We start from the raw sequence: 19518 nt of genomic DNA, 5'->3' as shown, positions 1-19518 counted from the left end.
TTTAGATAAATTGAGTAAAATAAAATTTTTTCACAAAACTTATTAATGCGTAAAAGTTTAATAATACCCATTGGCAAAAAAATACGATAGATAAATATGTAGGGGCGCGGTTTCTTATCCTTGAGCAATATTCATGACTGTAATTATTTAAACAACTTCAACCAATCAAAAAAGGGCTTCAATAGAATAAAGCCCTAAAACCCTTAATATATAGATAATAATAAAAACGGAGAGGGGGGGATTCGAACCCCCGTTGGGTTTCCCCAAAACGCATTTCGAGTGCGTCACCATCAACCACTCGGACACCTCTCCAGCTATTGATTGACAGATTAGAGCATCTTTACTCTATCTACAACCTGTGAATTATGGGAAATGCAAAGGCATATCCTCAGCAATTATAACATCATAATCAACAAAGCGATCGCTCTTAGCAAGGTGCATTTTGCTAATTTCTTCTCAATTGCGCAAGTATTCTTTTAAATTCTTAATACTTGGTAATTTATTTGTAGCATTTATTCACTTCGCTCTTGCCAACTATGTAGTTAGTATGCGTAATATTGAGCAGAGAAAAAAATTGGTGATATTTACTCAAGTCAATTTTTACGCGCTGAGATACCATAGCAGCTTATGAGTTAACGCAAAACAATGATTTATCTTTTGCTTGCTCTTGCGTCAAGTTTAGCTTGGTGGCTAATTTCACTGATTATTCCCATACCAATAGCTTTACTAGTTATACCAATGTTACTTTTTTTACTTACATTAACCAGCAGTGCCGTAGATCCAGAAGAGCAAAATAGTATTCAAGGGAATCCAAAGGTGCAATCGAAAGTTGATGAGCGCGATCGCACTTCGGCATATAAGTAAAAAAACGTAGCTATGCTGGTACTAATACTTTAGAAGTATACCTCTAGCCAGATAGATTATCAATGAAAATCGCCGAAACTGCAACTAATCACTAACTGTAAAATTTGCTTTGCGCCCCTACAAGTAACATCATACAAGTAGGGTTTTTTCTTATTTACAGAAATGTGTAATGCGATCGCCTCAAGCCAACATCAATGGCTTTACAAAACCGAAGATTTACTTTCTGTGGCTTGGATAAAGGCTTCAAAATCCGTATTCGGAGTCCATTGGATCGCGCCATCCCGTCCTGTAAAGAACAGTTTTGTCTGACTTTGGCTAAGTTCAGACAAAACTTTTGGTTCCAGATCAGCAGAAGATGCGATCGCAATTTGTGGTTGTAATGCTAAAACCAAATCTTTCAAAGACTCAGGCACACACCATAGCACTTGTGGGCGTGTCAAACCGGACGCTTTGACTAGCTGTTGTATCTCCTTAGATTTCAGATTACCTACTAGTAACCAATTTTGCCCTTGAACTTGCAATTGTAAAATTGGCAATTGGTCATTGATTAACTGCGCCACCACCGGGCCAGCAGTGATTGCTTGACCAACATTCAAAGGTTGAAAAATCCCTTGACGCTTTTGGATTTCCTGTTGAATTACCTGAGTTTCAATCACATCTTCTGGCTTGGGTGGATAAGTAAAAAAGCTTTTGATGGGTAATCGTTGCAATACTTCCAACCAACCACTACTTTCATGATCTTGGAAATCAGTAGCGATCGCCCAATCAATTTGATTGACACCTTGCTGTTGTAAAAACGGTAAAATTGTAAAGCGTCCTGTACCTTCATCTCCACTATTAATCACAGTGACAGTTCCTCGGTCTTGAATTACCACAACCGGTTCTCCACCTGCTGCAAGTACAGTGATCCTAAATAAACTGTTAGCAGAATGCCAAACTGGGATAAGTACCAAACCTAAGGCAATAAAACTCGCAAACCACCAGCGTTGCCGCCACCAACGCACCCATACAACTAATAAAATAATCGTATAAAGAGCTAGCATCTGCCAAGGCGAAATACTGCCAACAGCTAACGAGTTTCCAGGTAACTTGCTAAAAAATTCTACTAACTTGATTAGCCAATCACTGGGGTAGTGCAAAAATCCAGCCAAAAAACTGCCGCCTGCTGGCCAAGCTAATGCAGCTAGGGCACTGATAATTCCACCTATACTCAGAACAGAAATTAAGGGAGTGCTAACAATATTTAGTAATAAACTGTAAGATGGCACCACCCCAAACACAAACAGTTGCAAAGGTAAAGTCCAAATCGTCGCCGCTAAGGGAACAGCAATCAAAGAAGCGATCGCCGGTGGTAACCACCCCAAGCGTTGCACGATTGGTGGTACAGTCACAATTAATCCCAGCGTCGCTAAAAAACTCAGTTGAAAACCTAAATCCCATATCCATAAAGGATTAAATAACAATAATAAAGTCGCCGCCAGTACCAGTGAGCCTAATTGTTTGACCTTCCTTTTTAAAGCCAGTCCCACCAATGCAGCAAAACCCATAATTACCGCTCTTAACACCGCAGGCTGAAAACCAGTTAAACTCAGGAAAATAATTAACCCCAAAAAACCGAGAATAAATTGGGTTCCTTTGTTTGCACGCCTTGTCAGTTGTAATATCACTCCCAAAATCAGCGAAGTCTGAAATCCCGAAGCCGCTAAAGCATGAGCCAATCCTGCCTGGACAAATAGATCGCGGATATCGTAAGGTAAATCAACAGCTTTGCTGCCTAAAACCATCGCACTCACAAGTGGCCCTTCAGGGATACCTAAACCACGAACTTGCGATCGCACAATTCGCTCCCTAACTTGCCACCACCCCCATTTACGCTGCTCCTCATCTAAAATATTTATCTGTCTCCCTGTCAAACCCGCAAATGTCCCCTCTTGTTTCAAAAACTTCTGAAAATCAAAAGCACCAGGGTTTGATGCTGCTTTTGGCTTATACAAAACCCCCGTTACCGCAATTTGTTGACCAGGGTATAAACCAGTAGCCCGCAGTATCGGGACTGTTACATATAATTTACCCGTTACTCCCTTACTTACTCCTGCTGGCCCATCATCCTTTTTGACTTCATCTAGCTGAGTCGCTTCTAACCAAAATTGTCCTCGCTGACTGCGAGTCAAACGGGGTGTACTTGCGACTGCACCACGAACAATTACCAGTTGTTCTTGATTACTATTATTTCCAGGTGGAACAAACTTACTAATGTCTTTTGCTGCTGGTTCTGGTACTCGCCATTGAAAATAGAAAGTAGCAAGCAAGCCCACCAAACCAGCAGCTAGCCATATTCTAGGATGGGGAGTATTCAGCCCAGCACTGGATGTGAGCTTGGTTTTCATCCCAGCATTTTCTGATTTTGGAGTAACTTTCAGTGAGTTGGGGTAACGTCTTCTTAACAGAACTGCACCCAATATTCCTAAAATCAAAATCCACACACCACCCCAAGGCACAGCTGTAAATAGCAGCCCTAGAATATATCCAACACAGATAATTACACCGCCAGCCTGAATCATAAGACTTTTTATACAAATATTTTCTGACTATAAAATGAAACCCGCATCTGCGGGCTTTGTTTGTAGAAGCAGTGACTTCAAGTCTCAGGAGTCACTGGCTTTATTTTTAGAACTTTTTGCCATAACTGTATCAAAAAGATGTGGCCAATTTAAACCCCAGTAAAGCATGGAGAAACAAAATAGAAATGGCTGTACTACCTAAATAAGCATGAATAGTACGTAATATCGCTTTATTACCAGCAAATCCACTCAAAGAAATCGCACCATTAACAACTAACAGTAACAGCACAATAGAACCTGTCAAAAAATGGGGACTTTCTAAAATTGGTTGACGCTGCATCACCAAAGACAGCACCCCACCTGTATAACCTGCCGCCAGAAAGAAAAATAACCAAGGTGCTAGTTTACGATGGTCACTGCGACTTTTAATAGCAGCATCTTTATCCTCAACAAGTCTTCCCCGCCAACCAGCCAGTGCTACAAAACTACCCATCACAAATACAACAATCGCCATCATCAACGGATGTCCCCAATGGGTAATTGCTTCCGGGAGTCCAAGAGAACGGAACCAAGCAGCGATTGGTTCTAACAACTCACGCCAATTCACCATTTCTCACACACCATCACTATTTGCTCTATAAAATAATACCGAACCTCCCTCAAAAAAAGGAGGTTAGAGAAATCTCATCAAGTTATACCAATTTAAAAAATGCGACAGATGCATTTGTAGGGCCGGGGAAACCCCGGCCTTTACAACCATCCATGACGCACAATCATTGATTGAATTGGTATTATATTTATCCTAATCTGTCAGTCTCTATTGTTAGGATTGACGCGGACTCTATGGATTCTTAGCGTTCTTCTCTTCTCTTCGAGAGGCTTCGCCAACGAGACGCTAACGCGAAGGCATCTTGGCAGTTCAATAAATTCAGCATAAAAGCAATGTTTGCATCAGCTCTAACCCTTTAACCAACAGCATTTTTCAGCAACGGAAAACCCAACTTCTCCCTTTGCTCAACATATAAAGTAGCCACCTTCCTTGCCAAATGACGAATTCTGGCAATGTAGCGAGTCCGCTCAGTGACTGAAATTACGCCCCTTGCATCCAGCAAATTAAAAGTATGCGAACACTTAATTACATAGTCTAAGCCAGGTAAAACCAATCCTCGCTCTGTCAATTGCGTAGCTTCCTGCTCATACAAATTAAACAGTGTCAACAACATTTCTGGATTCGACGCTTCAAAGTTATAAGTACACTGTTCAATTTCTGCTTGGAGAAACACATCACCATAAGTAATATTGTCTGTCCACTGGATCTTCGTGATGGCTTCCACCTGCTGGAGGTACATTGCCAATCGCTCCAATCCATAGGTAATCTCAATCGATACAGGACGGCAGTCAATTCCCCCACACTGTTGGAAGTAGGTAAATTGAGTAATTTCCATTCCATCTAACCACACTTCCCAACCAGTACCCCAGGCTCCGACAGTCGCATCTTCCCAGTTATCTTCCACAAACCGAATATCGTGGTCTTCCGGGCGAATACCTAACGCCCTCAAAGAATCTAGATAAATCTCTTGGATATTATCTGGTGAAGGTTTAATCAGAACTTGGTACTGATAATAGTATTGAAAGCGATTGGGATTTTCCCCATAGCGTCCATCTGTAGGACGACGGCAAGGTTCCACATAAGCAACCGCCCAAGGTTCCGGCCCCAATGCTCTTAAAAAAGTATGGGGGTTCTTAGTACCTGCTCCTTTTTCAATGTCATAGGGTTGAGCAATCAAGCAACCGCGATCGCCCCAAAATTCATGCAATGAAGCTATTACCGACTGAAAATTCACGCTCTACCTTTCCTTCGTCAGCACAGTGCATCAACCATTGTGACCTAAACCCAGCACTGTGAGGAGTTTTGGGACGCCAAAACAAAGCCGAAAATTTTTTTTGCCAAACTAGTTGACAAACGAAGATGGGCTCGATATATTGGATAAGTGCCTGAGAGCGAAGCGAAAAAGCGACGCCGACAGGGACACCGAACCTTGAAAATATTATAGTTTGAAAGCCAGTATACAACAAGTTTCTTGCGTCAGTAAAGAAAATCACCGGACTGAGGTGTAAAAACAGTCAAAAGAGCTAAAACAAACTTCAACAAAATGGAGAGTTTGATCCTGGCTCAGGATGAACGCTGGCGGTATGCTTAACACATGCAAGTCGAACGGTCTCTTCGGAGATAGTGGCGGACGGGTGAGTAACGCGTGAGAATCTAGCTTCAGGTCGGGGACAACCACTGGAAACGGTGGCTAATACCGGATGTGCCGAAAGGTAAAAGGCTTGCTGCCTGAAGATGAGCTCGCGTCTGATTAGCTAGTAGGTGTGGTAAGAGCGCACCTAGGCGACGATCAGTAGCTGGTCTGAGAGGATGATCAGCCACACTGGGACTGAGACACGGCCCAGACTCCTACGGGAGGCAGCAGTGGGGAATTTTCCGCAATGGGCGAAAGCCTGACGGAGCAATACCGCGTGAGGGAGGAAGGCTCTTGGGTTGTAAACCTCTTTTCTCAAGGAAGAAAAAAATGACGGTACTTGAGGAATCAGCATCGGCTAACTCCGTGCCAGCAGCCGCGGTAATACGGAGGATGCAAGCGTTATCCGGAATGATTGGGCGTAAAGCGTCCGCAGGTGGCTATGTAAGTCTGCTGTTAAAGAGCAAGGCTCAACCTTGTAAAAGCAGTGGAAACTACATGGCTAGAGTGCGTTCGGGGCAGAGGGAATTCCTGGTGTAGCGGTGAAATGCGTAGAGATCAGGAAGAACACCGGTGGCGAAAGCGCTCTGCTAGGCCGCAACTGACACTGAGGGACGAAAGCTAGGGGAGCGAATGGGATTAGATACCCCAGTAGTCCTAGCCGTAAACGATGGATACTAGGCGTGGCTTGTATCGACCCGAGCCGTGCCGGAGCTAACGCGTTAAGTATCCCGCCTGGGGAGTACGCCGGCAACGGTGAAACTCAAAGGAATTGACGGGGGCCCGCACAAGCGGTGGAGTATGTGGTTTAATTCGATGCAACGCGAAGAACCTTACCAAGACTTGACATGTCGCGAATCCTCTTGAAAGGGAGGAGTGCCTTCGGGAGCGCGAACACAGGTGGTGCATGGCTGTCGTCAGCTCGTGTCGTGAGATGTTGGGTTAAGTCCCGCAACGAGCGCAACCCTCGTTTTTAGTTGCCAGCATTAAGTTGGGCACTCTAGAGAGACTGCCGGTGACAAACCGGAGGAAGGTGGGGATGACGTCAAGTCAGCATGCCCCTTACGTCTTGGGCTACACACGTACTACAATGCTACGGACAAAGGGCAGCAAGCTAGCGATAGCAAGCAAATCTCACAAACCGTAGCTCAGTTCAGATCGGAGCTTGCAACTCAGCTCCGTGAAGTCGGAATCGCTAGTAATTGCAGGTCAGCATACTGCAGTGAATTCGTTCCCGGGCCTTGTACACACCGCCCGTCACACCATGGAAGCTGGCAACGCCCGAAGTCATTACTCCAACCATTCGTGGGGGAGGATGCCTAAGGCAGTGCTGGTGACTGGGGTGAAGTCGTAACAAGGTAGCCGTACCGGAAGGTGTGGCTGGATCACCTCCTTTTAGGGAGACCTACCCAACTCAAATATTGAAAGCAAACAGCAAATAGATAATGAGATGGTCTACTCTAGGTCGGTCGCAGGAATTGTTGAGGCTTTCAAACTATGATGAGGTTCAATTATGGGCTATTAGCTCAGGTGGTTAGAGCGCACCCCTGATAAGGGTGAGGTCCCTGGTTCGAGTCCAGGATGGCCCACCTGAAGCAAGTCAAAAGTTAAAAGTCAAAAGTCAAAAGTAAGAAATAAATTATTTTTGAATTTTGAATTTTGAATTTTGAATTGTGTTAGGGGGTTTAGCTCAGTTGGTAGAGCGCCTGCTTTGCAAGCAGGATGTCAGCGGTTCGAGTCCGCTAACCTCCACATCAAGTACTTCCTTGTGAAAATCGCCAAAGTTATATCGATGGCAGTCAAAAGCTGAAAACGGTATAATGGTTGTGATGACAAAGACAGTATGATACAATCAAAGATTGTGGTTAAATTCAGCAATTGACAAATCTCAAAGTCAAACTGCTGGGTGAAAACCAGCCAGAACCTTGAAAACTGCATAGTAACGCGAAAAAAGCAGGCAGACACAGACATTTAATGAATGAAATGTGTTTGCAGTGGTGAAGACCAAATGAATTGTGGTCAAGCTAATAAGGGCTGATGGTGGATACCTAGGCACACAGAGGCGAAGAAGGACGTGGTTACCGACGAAATGCTCCGGGGAGTTGGAAGCAGACATTGATCCGGAGATGTCCGAATGGGGCAACCCTAAATACTACCTGCTGAATATATAGGCAGGAAAGAGCCAACCCAGCGAATTGAAACATCTTAGTAGCTGGAGGAAGAGAAATCAAAAGAGATTCCCTGTGTAGTGGTGAGCGAAAGGGGAAAAGCCTAAACCAAAGGGTTTACCTTTTGGGGTTGTGGGAAAGCAATAACGAATCTAGCGGTTAGACGAAGCAGCTAAATACTGCACCAAAGAAGGTGAAAGTCCTGTAGTCGAAAACTTAAGGATAGTAGCTTCATCCCGAGTAGCATGGGGCACGAGGAATCCCATGTGAATCAGCGAGGACCATCTCGTAAGGCTAAATACTACTGTGTGACCGATAGTGAACAAGTACCGCGAGGGAAAGGTGAAAAGAACCCCGGAAGGGGAGTGAAATAGAACATGAAACCGTCAGCCTACAAGCAGTGGGAGTCCGATTAAACGGATGACCGCGTGCCTGTTGAAGAATGAGCCGGCGACTTATAGGCACTGGTAGGTTAAAGCGAGAATGCTGGAGCCAAAGGGAAACCGAGTCTGAAGAGGGCGAAAAATCAGTGTTTATAGACCCGAACCCTGGTGATCTAACCATGTCCAGGATGAAGCTTGGGTAACACCAAGTGGAGGTCCGAACCGACCGATGTTGAAAAATCGGCGGATGAGGTGTGGTTAGGGGTGAAATGCCAATCGAACCAGGAGCTAGCTGGTTCTCCCCGAAATGTGTTTAGGCGCAGCGGTAATGATTACATCTGGGGGGTAAAGCACTGTTTCGGTGCGGGCTGGGAGACCGGTACCAAATCGAGACAAACTCAGAATACCCAGAGCACACATTGCCAGTGAGACAGTGGGGGATAAGCTTCATTGTCAAGAGGGAAACAGCCCAGACCACCAGCTAAGGTCCCCAAATCATCGCTAAGTGATAAAGGAGGTGAGAGTGCACAGACAACTAGGAGGTTTGCCTAGAAGCAGCCACCCTTGAAAGAGTGCGTAATAGCTCACTAGTCAAGCGCTCTCGCGCCGAAAATGAACGGGGCTAAGCGATGTACCGAAGCTGTGGGATTTGTCTAACGATAAATCGGTAGGGGAGCGTTCCGTCGTAGGTAGAAGCAGTAGCGGCAAGCAGCTGTGGACGAAACGGAAGTGAGAATGTCGGCTTGAGTAGCGCAAATGTATGTGAGAATCATACACCCCGAAACCCTAAGGGTTCCAGAGCCAGGTTCGTCCACTCTGGGTTAGTCGGGACCTAAGGCGAGGCTGAAAAGCGTAGTCGATGGACACCGGGTTACTAATCCCGGACTAAGATATGGGAGCATAGCCAGGGACGCATGAAAGATAACTACACCCTGATTGGTTTGGGAGGGGTTTACGAACTCCGCGTAGTCAATGATAGTGCCAAGAAAAGCTGGAGATGTGATGAACATATGTTACCCGTACCCGAAACCGACACAGGTAGGGAGGTTGAGAATACCAAGGGGCGCGAGATAACTCTCTCTAAGGAACTCGGCAAAATGGCCCCGTAACTTCGGAAGAAGGGGTGCCCACTGATGAAGTGGGTCGCAGTGAAGAGATCCAGGCGACTGTTTACCAAAAACACAGGTCTCCGCGAACTCGTAAGAGGAGGTATGGGGGCTGACGCCTGCCCAGTGCCGGAAGGTTAAGGAAGTTGGTCAGTGGCAACATGAAGCTGACGACCGAAGCCCCGGTGAACGGCGGCCGTAACTATAACGGTCCTAAGGTAGCGAAATTCCTTGTCGGGTAAGTTCCGACCCGCACGAAAGGCGTAACGATCTGGATGGTGTCTCAGAGAGAGACTCGGCGAAATAGGAATGTCTGTGAAGATACGGACTGCCTGCACCTGGACAGAAAGACCCTATGAAGCTTTACTGTAGCCTGGAATTGTGTTCGGGCTTCGCTTGCGCAGGATAGGTGGGAGGCGTTGAACTTCTCCTTGTGGGGAGAAGGGAGCCAACGGTGAGATACCACTCTGGCGAAGCTAGAATTCTAACCTACTACCGTTACCCGGTAGAGGAACAGTTTCAGGTGGGCAGTTTGACTGGGGCGGTCGCCTCCTAAAAGGTAACGGAGGCGCGCAAAGGTTCCCTCAGCACGCTTGGAAACCGTGCGGCGAGTGTAAAGGCATAAAGGGAGCTTGACTGCGACACCTACAAGTGGAGCAGGTACGAAAGTAGGCCTTAGTGATCCGACGGCGCAGAGTGGAATGGCCGTCGCTCAACGGATAAAAGTTACTCTAGGGATAACAGGCTGATCTCCCCCAAGAGTCCACATCGACGGGGAGGTTTGGCACCTCGATGTCGGCTCATCGCAACCTGGGGCGGAAGTACGTCCCAAGGGTTGGGCTGTTCGCCCATTAAAGCGGTACGTGAGCTGGGTTCAGAACGTCGTGAGACAGTTCGGTCCATATCCGGTGCAGGCGTAAGAGCATTGAGAGGAGTCCTCCTTAGTACGAGAGGACCGGGAGGAACGCACCGCTGGTGTACCAGTTATTGTACCCGCAGTAAACGCTGGGTAGCCAAGTGCGGAGCGGATAACCGCTGAAAGCATCTAAGTGGGAAGCCCACCTCAAGATGAGTGCTCTCACTACGAATGTAGGTAAGGTCACCTGTAGATTACAGGTTGATAGGCTCTATGTGGAAGTGCAGCAATGTATGAAGCAAAGGAGTACTAACAGACCGAGGGCTTGACCTCAACAATCTTTGGCAATCGCGTTACTTGCAGTCTTCAGGGTTTTGTGAATTTTAGATTTTAAATTTTAGATTTTGGATTGATATATCCAATCTAAAATCTCAAATCCAAAATCCAAAATCGACAGGTTTTCCTGGTGTCTATTGCGCGGTGGAACCACACTGACCCCATCCCGAACTCAGAGGTGAAACGCTGCTGCGGCGACGATAGTTTGAGGGTAGCCTCCTGCCACAATAGCTCGATGCCAGGTTTAATATTTTCATAAACACAAGAATCCTGTTTCATTGATGAGGTGAAACAGGATTTTTGTTGATATCTATGATATCTAGTCCTACTCTTTGTATAAGATGAGTTTGAGCTTTTATACCCAGGCGATCGCAATGAATCGCAATCAAAGGATGTGAACTAAGCTATAAGATAATAGCGGCGAATGTCCGGTGCAGTCGCCACTAAACCTTCTAATTTCACCGCTGCTTCTTGGAGATGGGGTGAGTCTAGATGAATATTCAAAGCTTCATTAGATGTCCATTCTTCGACAAAAGTAAAATCAGTCGGATCGTGCTGATTTTGCAAAAGTTCATAGGTGATAGCACCTGTTTCCTGTCGGGTTGGCTCAATTAATTCCAACAGAACTGCTTTGAGTGCTTCTACTTTGTCAGGTAAAGCAATAACACGGGCAACAACGCGAATAGTTTGGTTAGTCATTTGTCATTTGTCATTTGTCATTTGTCCCCCTTCCAAATCCCTATATTACGGGCAGCAACCATATAGCGGAATATATATTGTACTATCTCAATATAATTACGGGCTGCTGTGGTGCAAGATGCCCAAACTGTGACACCATGATCGCGGATGAGGAGGGCTGGTATTTGTGGCGGAGTAGTTGTCAAGCGCTGTTGAATTTCAGCTGCTATGCGGGAAACTTGTAAATGATTAGCAAAGATGGGAATTACACAACTAGGTTTCTCTTCATAAACCCCTAAGCCTTTGAGCATTTCTAAAGGTGGTAAGGGGAGATGATCTTCTGGTACAAACTGTGAAACTAAATTGGACTCAATTGTGTGTATGTGGTAACAGGCTTGTGCTTCTGGGAAGAGGGTATAAAGTATCTGGTGAATAGCAGTTTCAGCGGAAGGTTTTAAGTCAGTTGATGATTCTTGTACTTTGCCATTTGGATCAATGCGCACACAATCACTAAGTAATAATTCTCCTTTAGAGCAACCACTAGCTGTAATCCAAAAGCTACCATCTTCTCGACGGATGGAAAGATTTCCTGCTGTTCCCACCATCCAACCCTTTTGGTAAAAGCTGCGGGCGGTGTTGATGAGTTCAAAGCGAAGGCGATAATCGGTGAGAATTGGGTTTGTCATAGAATATGATTCATTTCCACAAATTCGCTAGATAGTCGCGGATTTGCGAGAAGTTATCCCAGCGAATGTAGGGTTTTTTCTGCTCATCTAAATACTCGGCTAAACGATCGCGCGCAAAGATAACAGAAGCTTGAAGTGCCATATTTAAATCAGTCAGGGAGTCACCGATCGCAATTTTCTGATACGCCGGATATTGGGACATTACTTCTACTTTCGCAATTAATTCTGTACCTCCCTCATATTGGGAGAGGACTTTTAAGTGAGAACCATTAGTCTCTACATCTACAGCATGGATCGCATGAACCCGTTCCACTAACCTATCGAGAACAGTTTCCACCATTCCTTGCAACCCGCCAGAAACCACCACTAATGGTACTCCCTGAAACTCTAGAAAATCTAGCAGTTCTACAAATCCTGGGCGGATTGGTTGGGTTTGAGTAAATTCCAAAATTTCGGTGTAGCGTGAAGAAGGAATTGATTCAAGAATTTGTCTGACTCCCTGTCGCAGTGTCAGCCTTCGTGCATACATTTCGGGAAGTAATTTTGCTGATAGTTCTGGTGCAAACTTTTTTAGCACCGCTACAAAGGTTTCTTCAACTGTGATCGTACCGTCAAAGTCGCAAAAGACAATTCGCCTCAAGTCTCATCCTCCCAGTCTAGATTGTTTCAACTGTTTTAGCCTACAGCTTGCGGAATGCGAATTTCCCTAGCTGTATACTGAGGAACCCAGCCTTCCGTACTAATAAAATAGCGCACTGCTTTAACTCGCTTGGCTGGAGTGAGATGAAACCAATGTTCAGTGTTGGCTGGAACGTTGATGTACTCTTGTGGTTGCACTGTGAGTTCTACTTGGCTACCATCGGGACGTACAAAGCCAAAAACTGCTTCTCCATCGATGATGTAGCGAACTTCATCATCAGCATGGGTGTGGATCTGTGCAAACTTTGCTAGCAACTCATCTAGGTTGGGAATTCCTGGATGGAGTACGATCAGATCCCGTGACTGATAGCCTGCTGTTTGTTGCAATTGCTCAAAATAGCCATCTAAAGCTTGCAATACTTGTTCTTTTTCATCTTCGTTGAGGCTTTCTTGTGCTAATAACGGGTACAATTGGCGATCGCTTCCCACATTCCACTGATTGAGTTGAATATTCAAAGATGCCAATTCTCGCGTAATCTCTGGTAAATCCTGGTATAGAGTGCCATTTTCTAGTTTTAGAATTGCCATACATGCTCCTCAAACGCGATCGCGCCTAATTCTCATCAAAATCCCCCATCTCTAGTCTCAGCGTTGCTATTTTTCAGCTAGCTCCCCATGTAATTGTTTTTTAGCACGTTTCTATTGTTTCCAGAGTACGTGAATTTGTTTGTCAGCGGCTTCTGGACAAATTTTATCACCTGTTTGCAGATCGCAAATATAACTTACTCGCTCTTGAAATTCTTGGAGATTAGCATGAAAAACTACATACTCTGGCTGAAACTGTCCATAATAAGAATTAGGGGGATATAAAAAATCGCATAATTCGGATAGAAACTCAAATTCCTGTTTCATAGTATTCGCCTTTACACGACAAAAATAGAAATTATTTTAGTTAGCTAATACAACTATTTCCTAAAATCATTAATGATTTGTCATTTTTTCAAGAAAAGTAGTAGATAGTCAAACATACTCATCTACTACAGGCAGAGGTTAGGAGAATTTTTCCTGATTTATCAAAAAAATCTTAATATCATAGTTTTTTTCAGTTTAAATCTAGTTTAGCCTTGAATAGCTGACTAAATTCATGATAGCTACGTTCAATTTTTGAGAAAGGTAGTAGATGGATATAATTACCCATCTGCTACACACAAACGGAGGTATAAACTTCATTACTAATTGTTATCTAATCAAGTCAATATATAGTCTTTCTGTGGACAAAGTTTGCGATCGCCAGAATATGAGTCATTCAGTTAGACTTCCTACTTCTACAATTGATTCAGTTTGTTGTGTGTCTTTCCATTTCCTCAGATGTATTCACTTTTTGGCTCAAACGTTCATAGGGACGGCGCAAACTCATACTTTCTACTTGCCAGATATAGCCATTAATCACCACATCTTCAGGAATCAAGGGAGAATTACGCAACAATTCTACTTGCTTGACACAGATTGCATCTACATCGGTAAAGGTTTTAATCCACTTAGAAAAAAAGCCTTTTGGTAGCTGCAACTCTGGTAGGGACGGATCAATATTTACTCGATCCACATCAATTCCTTTTTGGTGTAATACTTCGCTCAAAAAGTCGCCTGAGGCAGTCATCATCCCACACTCAGTATGATTAAGAACGATAATTTCTTTGGTGCCAAAAAACTGGGTAGTTAACATTGCTGAACGAATTGCATCATCTGTCACCAAACCTCCTGCATTCCGGAAAATATGAGCATCCCCTTCATTAATTCCTAAGGCTTTTTCCACAGGTAACCGTTCATCCATGCAAGCTAATACCCACAAACGTTTATTATTGGGTATACCTAACTGCCGTCGCAATGCCCATGCTTTTTTTTCTGATAATTTTTGGTCAATTTGTTGGTGCAACATTGCTGATAATCTCCCAGGTTTTTCTAGGATATAGACGCAGTTCTTCCCTGTTAACTTTTGCTTTGTTCAATGAATGCTATTACCGTCTGTGCAACACTGTTCCTCTGCCATAGCTTTGCCAAAATAGCATCCATCGTTGTGGGAAGGAATGAACGATAATAACTGCATAAGTCTTATAGTTAAATAAACTACGGCAAGACGATAAATATAGTGTATTTTAGTTTAGATTACAGATATCGCATATTCTTATGAGTCTAGCAAGGGGGTTTTCTGATACAAACAGAAAATTTCTGTCGGGAAGAGGACGAGCCTCATGGCGATTTTGTGTATACTAATTTACTTATTGATAACCTTTTGTTAAATTAGCTTTAACTTGTTATACTTCTACATTTGTATCGAAACTGTAAGTAGCCTCCAGCCTACTGAGAATAGGGGCAAAATTCAGTTCTATCGCTAGGAGCAATATGGCAATGGGGCCGATGTTAATTAATGCTAATGATTGGCTACAAATAGCATTCAGACTGACTCTGGCCTTGATAGTAGGCTGCACGATTGGATTGAATCGTCAGCAAGGAGGTAGACCAGCAGGGATGAGAACATTCATGTTGGTGAGTATGGGAGCGTCTTTATTTGTGATGATACCTTTGCAAGCTGAGGGTGATAGTCCTTATGCGGCGACGAATGCGTTGAGTCGCACAATTCAGGGTGTAGCTACTGGTGTAGGATTTCTGGGTGCGGGATTGATTCTCCAAGAGTCGCCGAGGAAATCTGCTGTTCCGAAAGTACGTGGCTTAACTACAGCCGCCTGTGTTTGGACTGCGGCGGGATTGGGAGCTGCGATCGGTTGTGGTTTGTGGCAAATGGGATTATTAGGAGGAGTACTAACGCTGATCACCCTGAGTGGGGTGAAACGGCTGAATCGCTCATTTTTCAGCCACAAAGGTCACAATAAAAAAGCAAATACTGAGGAATTAATTAACTCTACGGATGATGATGATGATGATTAATATCAAATCGTCATTAACAAATAACGGAACGAGCTAGATCTACTCATACTGAGGTAGTATATCTACTTGTTGGACAGGAAAGTTACTTATGCTATATCACATAGATTTTCATGTAGAGTACCCTGACGATCTATCTCAGACAGAACTTTTTGCTATTTGGTCAGAAGAAGCTGAAGCTGCTGCCAAAGCAAAAGCAGCAGGGATAGTTGTAGACTTATGGAAATGTGTTGGTGTCAGACGGGTAATTGCTATTGTTGATGTTCCAACTCCTGATTTGCTGGATCAAATTATGTTGGATTTACCCATTATGCAGAAAAATGGCCAGCGTATTCAAGTGGAGGTAACTCCCCTCAGAAGATATGAAGACTTTGCAGCTGATCTGAAAGCGCGTTTGGATCGGAAATAGGGACTTCCAACTAAAAAAATATCCTATCGCTAGGGGTAGCAGAGTGAGAGAAAGAGCAGGGGAGCAGAGGGAGAGAAAGAATTTGCTCAATATCTTCGCCCTTGCTAATTGAATAATTTAATTTCTGGAAACATTCATTAGATCAATTTACAAAACGGTACATTTCCAGAGCGAGAAATTTTTTTAATAATTAATTGTATATCTTTATACTATTTTAACTAGTGCGTATAATGAATTTTTGTCATCGCTAGAGAAACCCTAGGTTGAAAAATGCATCTGCTGCCTATTTTTTGAAAATTACTATTAGCTGCACAACCTGCACATAAAATTTATCCTCACAAGTTCTTCAAAATTTTTTATTAAATTTAAATCAAATCAAATTTGAGGATTAAATAGAAATATTACATTCTATTTCCTAGGGATGATTTTTATTACAAAAACACTTGATCAATATCACAAGGAACTGAAATAAAGCGAATTTATTCTTGTCTGCGGACTTTGTTAACAAAGAACGCATTGAATAGTGCGATCGCCCAAATCTGTGCAAAATTGAATATCTTGCTGATTTTCAGCTTGTTTGTCCTAATTCAATCAGCGGTTGATTGGAACACAGCTAACAAAAGCTGTATATCTTTACCATGTTTGCCATCGGGGAGGGAGAAGCGAAGACTACTGAAATTTATCACTATATTCTTGGAGGAGCTATGACTGAAATAGCACTGATTTTGCTCATTGATGAATCTTGGGAAGAGCGAGAAACCTATCGTCGCTATTTGCTGCGAGATCAGCAACATTCCTATAAAATTTTAGAAGCCCAGACTGGTAAACAAGCTCTGTTAATATGTCAGCAGCAATTACCGGACGTAATTGTCATAGATTATCTCCTTCCAGATATGGATGGACTGGAGTTTATCAGTGACTTGAAGATTGAATTAGATTTAACAAACTTACCTGTGATCGTGCTGACAGATCACGGAAATGAACAGATAGCATTACAGGCGATGAAAAGCGGTGCTGCTGAGTATCTGATTAAAAAAAATACAACAGCAGTCGGGTTTCGCCTTGCTATTCAAAAAGTGTTAGAAAAAACGCGCCTGATTAAACAGCTAGAGAAAAGCGAGAAACTTTACCGTAATTTACTTGAGAGCCAAACCGATCTGATTGTCCGCATCGATATGAATGGTAGGTTGACTTTCGCCAATGCAGTTGCGGCTGAAACATTCGGCTTTAAACCGGATGAGTTTCTCGGACACCCACTATTTCAGTTTGTCCATCCGGATGATTTAGCTGATGTGATGGCAAATATGCAAGCTTTAACTTTGCCACCTTATCGCTTGACTACAAAAGAGCAACGTGCATTCACAGTCAACGGTATCCGCTGGTTTCAATGGGAAGTGGCGGCGATCCGCAATCAGGAAAATCAAGTTATTGAACTACAAGCTGTTGGCAGAGATGTCACTGAACGCAAACAAGCAGAACAGAAAATTCACCAACAAGCTGCTTTAATTGATATTTCACCAGATGCAATTTTTGTCCGCAATTTGAATTACCAAATCTTGTTTTGGAGTCAAGGTGCTGAACGTTTGTACGGCTGGACAGCAGCAGAGATTCTTGGTAAAGAATGTCATGAATTTTTGTATGAGCAAATATCACCGCAAATAGAAGAAGCTTTCAGAACTGTTCTTGAGCAAGGAGAATGGTGCGGGGATCTCCAGAAAATCACGAAATCCAGGCAAGAATTAATCGTTTCTAGTCGCTGGACTCTCATGTATTCGGAAGCGGGACAACCAGAATCAATTCTCACTGTTGATACTGATATTACTGAGAGAAAACGACTGGAGCAACAATTTTATCGCACACAACGCCTAGAAAGTCTTGGGATTTTAGCAAGCGGCATTGCCCACGACTTAAATAATATCCTGTCGCCCGTTTTAACGGTTTCGCAACTGCTACTATATAAACTTCCCAATTTGGATGATAAAAATCGCCAATTACTGAATATTTTGGCAGATAACTCGAAACGCGGCGGGGAATTGGTGAAGCAAATTACATCGTTTGCACGCGGATCGGAAGGTAAGCAAGTTCTATTACAAATTAAACACCTGCTTCAGGAAATTGAGCAGATTATCTGTAGTACATTTCCCAAATCCATTGAAGTCTGTATTGATATATCAACGCCAAATCTTTTCACAGTCTTGGCAGATCCCAATCAAATACATCAGGTGTTGATGAATCTGTGTGTCAATGCTTATGATGCCATGCCTAATGGTGGTATCCTCAGCATTTCTGCCGCCAATTTTTTTGTTGATGAAAACTATGCCAGGATGAATTTGGAGGCAAAAGTAGGCCCCTATGTTGCGATCGCTGTTTCTGATACAGGCTGCGGTATACCAGAAAATCTTTTAGAGCGCATTTTTGAACCTTTTTTCACTACTAAAGAACTAAGTAAAGGTACGGGATTAGGACTTTCCACTGTGATGGGGATTGTTAAAAATCACGGTGGTTTTATGCAAGTAAATAGTGAGGTGGAAAAAGGTAGTAAATTTTGTGTTTACCTACCAGCTATTAAGCAATGTTCAACACAGGAAGCTGATGATTGCAATTTACCTAGAGGTAACGGCGAATTAGTAATGATTGTAGATGACGAAGCATCTATTCAAGAGGTTACCAAAACATTACTCGCAGAATACAATTACAAAACTATCACCGCTATTAATGGGGTAGAAGCAATATCTCTCTACACTAAGCACAAAAATGAAATCAGCCTAGTGTTGATGGATGTACAGATGCCGTCGATAGATGGTTTAATGGCGACTCGCATAATACAACATATAAATCCATCTGTCAAAATTATTGCTATCAGCGGATTCACATCCAATCGCAAACTTTTAGAAGTTCATGGTATTGGTGTGCAAGCTTTTTTAGTCAAGCCCTATACTCTTAACCAATTACTACAGACAATTCCAACTGTCTTAAGAAAGCCTGGATAAATCTAACTTCACTACAATCAAATTAAGCAAGCGATCGCTCTATCCCAAATCCAGCCTCAAGGATGAAGAGTAAAGTATAAAATTCTCATTAACTCTTAATACCTTACTCTTCATCCTTCAGTCAATACTCAGTAAACTATTACACGCTTATCCAAATATTTCCTTCTTCCACACGGGTGGGAAAAACAGCTATATCCTTTTCTTTAGAGAACATACCCATCACTTTGCTCACACCAGGGGGAAAGGTAATCCAAGCCGTACATTTACCAGTAGACATCTCAAAGGCGCTACGGTGAAATGGACAGACAATCGTCCCCTCATCTGTAATTTTGCCCTTTTCCAAGGATACTTTCATGTGCGGGCAAGAATTCTCTAATGCGTAAATTTGGTTGTTTTGGTTAACTAGTAAAATAGAACGGTTTTCTACTTTTACCACTTTGCGCTGATTGGGTGGTAGTTCATTTTCAGCAATAACCTTGATCCAGTTCATAAATACCTCACTTAACATCATTTACAGGGTGGCTGGGTAATTCGTAATACTTCGACTTCTCTGCGAGACGCTACGCGAACGCTCAGTACGAGTGACGCTCCTTGTCCCAAGGGGAGACGCTGACGCGTAGCTTGCTTCTCCGAAGGAGTACGTCGCTAACGTAATTCGT

Annotated in this window: 14 protein-coding genes, 3 tRNA genes and 3 rRNA genes; 9 read left to right on the top strand and 11 right to left on the bottom strand. The window is 43.4% G+C overall.

What is annotated here, in order from left to right:
- Positions 1 to 227 precede the first annotated feature (227 nt).
- Positions 228 to 312 (bottom strand) — tRNA-Ser (locus AACU32_RS08400).
- Between the two features lie 333 nt (positions 313 to 645).
- On the opposite strand from AACU32_RS08400, the gene AACU32_RS08395 reads away from it, so the two are divergent.
- Entirely contained in the window at positions 646 to 864 is a 219-nt protein-coding gene (locus AACU32_RS08395) for a hypothetical protein (RefSeq protein WP_096599159.1), read from the top strand.
- A 200-nt stretch (positions 865 to 1064) separates the two neighbouring features.
- Here the strand turns inward: AACU32_RS08395 and AACU32_RS08390 are convergent, their stop codons facing one another.
- The 3 genes from AACU32_RS08390 to glyQ all read right to left on the bottom strand — a co-directional run bounded on the left by AACU32_RS08390 (position 1065) and on the right by glyQ (position 5269).
- The gene (locus AACU32_RS08390; protein WP_096599158.1) at positions 1065 to 3425 is read right to left on the bottom strand and encodes a ComEC/Rec2 family competence protein; all 2361 of its coding nucleotides are present in this window, start codon (positions 3423 to 3425) and stop codon (positions 1065 to 1067) included.
- 130 nt (positions 3426 to 3555) lie between these two features.
- Positions 3556 to 4035 carry a DUF4079 domain-containing protein gene (locus AACU32_RS08385; protein ID WP_096599157.1) on the bottom strand — a complete coding sequence of 160 codons (480 nt, stop codon included), beginning with the start codon at positions 4033 to 4035 and terminating at the stop codon, positions 3556 to 3558.
- Positions 4036 to 4390: 355 nt separating this feature from the next.
- A complete protein-coding gene (gene glyQ / locus AACU32_RS08380) occupies positions 4391 to 5269 on the bottom strand; it encodes a glycine--tRNA ligase subunit alpha (RefSeq protein WP_096599156.1) in 879 nt (292 codons plus the stop codon).
- Between the two features lie 306 nt (positions 5270 to 5575).
- On the opposite strand from glyQ, the gene AACU32_RS08375 reads away from it, so the two are divergent.
- The 5 genes from AACU32_RS08375 (at position 5576) to rrf (ending at position 10761) form a co-directional block, all read left to right on the top strand.
- Positions 5576 to 7064: ribosomal RNA gene (locus AACU32_RS08375) — 16S ribosomal RNA — on the top strand.
- Between the two features lie 119 nt (positions 7065 to 7183).
- Positions 7184 to 7257: transfer RNA gene (locus AACU32_RS08370), tRNA-Ile, on the top strand.
- Between the two features lie 90 nt (positions 7258 to 7347).
- A tRNA-Ala gene (locus tag AACU32_RS08365) sits at positions 7348 to 7420 on the top strand.
- A 265-nt stretch (positions 7421 to 7685) separates the two neighbouring features.
- Positions 7686 to 10514 (top strand): 23S ribosomal RNA (locus tag AACU32_RS08360).
- A 129-nt stretch (positions 10515 to 10643) separates the two neighbouring features.
- Positions 10644 to 10761 (top strand): 5S ribosomal RNA (gene rrf / locus AACU32_RS08355).
- The 16S, 23S and 5S rRNA genes sit together here with 2 tRNA genes alongside, the layout of an rRNA operon.
- A 155-nt stretch (positions 10762 to 10916) precedes the next feature.
- Here rrf and AACU32_RS08350 read toward each other — a convergent pair.
- The 6 genes from AACU32_RS08350 to AACU32_RS08325 form a co-directional block, all read right to left on the bottom strand.
- Positions 10917 to 11216: a putative quinol monooxygenase gene (locus AACU32_RS08350; protein WP_096599155.1), complete on the bottom strand. Its 300-nt coding sequence runs from the start codon at positions 11214 to 11216 to the stop codon at positions 10917 to 10919.
- Between the two features lie 17 nt (positions 11217 to 11233).
- Positions 11234 to 11881 carry a methylthioribulose 1-phosphate dehydratase gene (mtnB, locus tag AACU32_RS08345; RefSeq protein ID WP_096599154.1) on the bottom strand — a complete coding sequence of 216 codons (648 nt, stop codon included), beginning with the start codon at positions 11879 to 11881 and terminating at the stop codon, positions 11234 to 11236.
- 10 nt (positions 11882 to 11891) lie between these two features.
- Complete coding sequence (locus AACU32_RS08340; RefSeq protein WP_096599153.1) at positions 11892 to 12521, bottom strand: HAD-IB family phosphatase; 630 nt, start codon at positions 12519 to 12521, stop codon at positions 11892 to 11894.
- Positions 12522 to 12556: 35 nt separating this feature from the next.
- The gene (locus AACU32_RS08335) at positions 12557 to 13108 is read right to left on the bottom strand and encodes a 1,2-dihydroxy-3-keto-5-methylthiopentene dioxygenase (RefSeq protein ID WP_096599152.1); all 552 of its coding nucleotides are present in this window, start codon (positions 13106 to 13108) and stop codon (positions 12557 to 12559) included.
- 111 nt (positions 13109 to 13219) lie between these two features.
- The gene (locus AACU32_RS08330) at positions 13220 to 13432 is read right to left on the bottom strand and encodes a DUF7219 family protein (RefSeq protein WP_096599151.1); all 213 of its coding nucleotides are present in this window, start codon (positions 13430 to 13432) and stop codon (positions 13220 to 13222) included.
- 424 nt (positions 13433 to 13856) lie between these two features.
- On the bottom strand, positions 13857 to 14456 hold the full coding sequence (locus AACU32_RS08325) for a beta-class carbonic anhydrase (protein ID WP_096599150.1): 600 nt from the start codon (positions 14454 to 14456) through the stop codon (positions 13857 to 13859).
- Between the two features lie 470 nt (positions 14457 to 14926).
- Between AACU32_RS08325 and AACU32_RS08320 the strand changes: the two genes are divergently transcribed.
- The 3 genes from AACU32_RS08320 (at position 14927) to AACU32_RS08310 (ending at position 18859) form a co-directional block, all read left to right on the top strand.
- Positions 14927 to 15463: an MgtC/SapB family protein gene (locus tag AACU32_RS08320; RefSeq protein WP_339377655.1), complete on the top strand. Its 537-nt coding sequence runs from the start codon at positions 14927 to 14929 to the stop codon at positions 15461 to 15463.
- A gap of 88 nt (positions 15464 to 15551) precedes the next feature.
- Positions 15552 to 15869, top strand: coding sequence for a muconolactone Delta-isomerase family protein (locus AACU32_RS08315; RefSeq protein WP_096599149.1), 318 nt, complete (start codon positions 15552 to 15554; stop codon positions 15867 to 15869).
- 704 nt (positions 15870 to 16573) lie between these two features.
- A complete protein-coding gene (locus tag AACU32_RS08310; RefSeq protein WP_096607914.1) occupies positions 16574 to 18859 on the top strand; it encodes a response regulator in 2286 nt (761 codons plus the stop codon).
- Positions 18860 to 18998: 139 nt separating this feature from the next.
- Here AACU32_RS08310 and AACU32_RS08305 read toward each other — a convergent pair whose 3' ends face one another.
- Positions 18999 to 19349 (bottom strand): Rieske (2Fe-2S) protein, encoded by a 351-nt coding sequence (locus AACU32_RS08305; RefSeq protein ID WP_096599148.1) that lies wholly within the window; start codon positions 19347 to 19349, stop codon positions 18999 to 19001.
- Between the last annotated feature and the right edge of the window lie 169 nt (positions 19350 to 19518).

Origin of the sequence: Calothrix sp. NIES-2100 (assembly GCF_963875285.1) — a bacterium.
GTDB lineage: Bacteria > Cyanobacteriota > Cyanobacteriia > Cyanobacteriales > Nostocaceae > Aulosira.
The sequence above is the reverse complement of the archived record's forward strand: the minus strand, read 5'-3'. Positions and strand labels throughout refer to the sequence as shown.